The sequence below is a fragment of the Polaribacter sp. 20A6 genome, assembly GCF_011378915.1.
Lineage (GTDB): Bacteria > Bacteroidota > Bacteroidia > Flavobacteriales > Flavobacteriaceae > Polaribacter > Polaribacter sejongensis.
This window is the reverse complement of sequence record NZ_WTPZ01000018.1, coordinates 1-3,001: the sequence shown is the minus strand read 5'-3', so window position 1 is coordinate 3,001 and position 3,001 is coordinate 1. Positions and strand designations below refer to the sequence as shown.

The window sequence follows — 3,001 nt, the reverse complement described above, 5'->3', positions numbered from 1 at the left end:
ATTGCTGGCTTCTCGCCTACTTACGAAAGTCCTCGCGGACTTTCTTGGTCGGTAATTATTTACTAAATTAGTTGCTTAAAACACGCAACAAACCATATACAACAACGTTAGGCATAATTTAACAGAATGGCATTTACCTCAAAAATTAAGGAAGATATTTTAGTTGCATCAGCAAGACATTGTTGTGTATGTCATAGGTATCGAGGTGTGAAAATTGAAATTCACCATATTAAACCAAAAGAACAAGGAGGAAAAGATAGTTTTGAAAACGCAATTCCTTTATGTTTTGATTGTCATTGCGACGCAGGGCATTATTTTTCTAAACATCCAAAAGGAACAAAATTCTCCCCAAATGAATTAAAAAAACACAAAGAAAAATGGTTTGATATTGTCAAAAACAATAAGATTTCACAAAAAAGCGAAAACCTAATCCATTCCAGATATTTTATAACAAATAACTTTTCTTTAATAAAAGAAATATCAGAAAGAGATTTATCAAATTTTCCTGTAAAAGAAATTGTTTTAGTAGAGAATAAGTCATTAGACTTCGTAAAGTCAATAACCAAAAATAAAACTTATCGTAGAGAAGAGATTCAAAATATCTTAAAGATAAGTAAAGATGAATATATTTCACAATTTCCATCCGCAAAAGAAAATGCTATTGACGAGGAAGAACATACATATTTCTATCACGAAAGAATACCAAAAATAGAGGAAATAAAAAAGCATTGTAAAACTGATAAAGTTTCAAATTACTTAATAGAATCTGGAGTTAAACCTGAAAAAATTGCTCAAATTCATACTTGCTATGAAGGTGCTTGTGAAGGGAATGAAAATTTTCAAGAATTATATCTATTAAGACCTTTATATTTCAAATGTTTAGTAATAACAAATATTTCATCAAACTATATTAAACTTAAAGAATTAATTGCTAAATCTTATGATGGTGTTCTATATAATGAGAGTAACATTCAAGATTCAGAATCAATAACTTTTCCGCAAATTTTAATAAAACCAAATCAAAGTATTTTAATTCCAATAGGTTCTTTTTTATCAGATTTTGAAAGTTTTGATTCAACAGAATACTTTTCTAATTTAGAACAGTTTGATTCAGAGGAATATCAAACTACAAATCACGGGAAAATAGAATTTAAAAAAGAAATAGAGTTTATAGGTTATAATTTATTGCCTGAAAAAATAGAAATTGAAAATTCAAATGAATTATTTTATCAAGAAATTCATAAATTCGATTTTAATAATATTTATTGGATTGATAGATATTGGGGTTATGGAAGTTGTCCTCACCTATTTTATAAATTTAAAAATGAAGAACTAAAATATCAAGGAGAAATACTAAACGTTTCACCTAAAACAATTCAAACTGAAAAATTTATAATTGAAAGTGATATTTCTAAAATAGTAATCGCTGAACTGGAACAAGAAACAACTGAAATAAAATACATTAAAATAAACGGCATCAAGGTTTTTAACTCTATTACACTTACAGAAGGTCAGAGTTTTGAATTTACTGCTAAAAAGTTTGATAAAATTGAAATTAACGGAAGTTACTATACAAATTCTGAAAAATATGAATTAATGCCCAAGTTAAAAAAACAACATTTGATTGAAACATATAAAAAAACTATGCCTAACACCGTGTATAATTAATTGCTGGTTTTAGCCAATTTACGAAAGTCCTCGCGGACTTTCTATCTGTGTTTTATTTGCTAACTTTAATGCTTAAAACACGCAACTAATCATACACAACAACGTTAGCTGTTATTTGAAAAACGAAATCCAGAATTCAATGAATAAACAAGAATTGACAAATAAATTTTACGAATTTTTAGAAAAAGAGAAAAATTATCCAAGTAAAAGTCTTTTAAGACAATCGCCAGCATTTGAAATTGATGGACAAAGAATTCAACCAGATTTATTGATTTTAGATACAAGAATTGGAGAATACATTGGATTGATTGAATTTAAAGAAAATATAAATCCAAACGTTAAAAAATTATTCAGAAATAGAATTGAGAAGTATATAAAAGCTTTAAAAAATGAATCTCTTCCATATTATTTAGTATTCCCTTTAGATTCAAATGATTTTCAAATATTAACAATTGGAGATGAGAATGAATGGATTTCTATAACTAAAAAGGAATTTCCAGAATTTGAAACTTTATCAGCAAAGAAAAAAATAGAAGAGAAAGAGATAGAAAAGGAATTAGAAAAAGAAATAGTAATTGAATTAGAAAAGAAGAAAAAAAATAAAGAAAAATTTTCCTTGTGGACTTTGACCAGTCTAACAGTTGGAATTTTAACTGCCATATTTTCTTTCTACACGTCAACATCTTTAGACTATTTAGGAAATGACAATCTATTAATAGAAAAAACAAGATTAGAAATTGAGGTTTTAAAAGGAAAAATATCAAAATTGGATTCGCTGAAAAACAGAACGCTGACTTATAGAGATACTATATATGTTAGAGATTCTTCAGCTACTTTTATAGATGTTGAGAAAAGGTTATCAATAATTGAAAATGGATTACTATCTAATCCGAAAAAAACTCTCGAAATTGAAAACATTTACGATGAAATAGATTTAATAAGGCAAAAAATTGAAAATCAGAATGAGATTATTACTTTAAAAAACGAGAATTTAAAAACAAAAATAGATTTATTAAATGCACTTGTTTTAGGAATGATTTTAGCCTTATTTGGTTCAGTAATTGGATTTGTAATAACAAACTTTTCCGAAAGAAAAAACAACAGCTAACACCGTGTATAATTAATTGCTGGTTTTAGCTCACTTGGGAAATTCCTTCGGAATTTCGCCGTTCGTGATTTATTTAGTAAATTCACTTCTTAAACAACGCAACTAATCATACACAACAACGTTGGGCGTAAGTTAAAAGTAAACTCAGATAAGCTATAAAAATTCGTTATTTTAAAGACAAATTAACCAAAAAAAAAGTGAAATATTGAATTTTAAGTCAATTTA

2 protein-coding genes are annotated in these 3,001 nt (G+C 26.8%); both read left to right on the top strand.

Translation table 11 applies throughout. The features are described 5' to 3' along the window. The first annotated feature begins 126 nt into the window (after nucleotides 1–126). A complete protein-coding gene (locus GQS57_RS18115) occupies nucleotides 127–1,668 on the top strand; it encodes an HNH endonuclease (RefSeq protein ID WP_165734382.1) in 1,542 nt (513 codons plus the stop codon). 139 nt (nucleotides 1,669–1,807) lie between these two features. Then, nucleotides 1,808–2,776 carry a hypothetical protein gene (locus GQS57_RS18110; protein WP_165734381.1) on the top strand — a complete coding sequence of 323 codons (969 nt, stop codon included), beginning with the start codon at nucleotides 1,808–1,810 and terminating at the stop codon, nucleotides 2,774–2,776. Nucleotides 2,777–3,001 lie beyond the last annotated feature (225 nt).

What these genes read in the sequence shown, in the direction of transcription:
- GQS57_RS18115 (WP_165734382.1), top strand. Translation starts at nt 127, where the DNA reads ATGGCATTTACCTCAAAAATTAAGGAAGATATTTTAGTTGCATCAGCA.
- GQS57_RS18110 (WP_165734381.1), top strand. Translation starts at nt 1,808, where the DNA reads ATGAATAAACAAGAATTGACAAATAAATTTTACGAATTTTTAGAAAAA.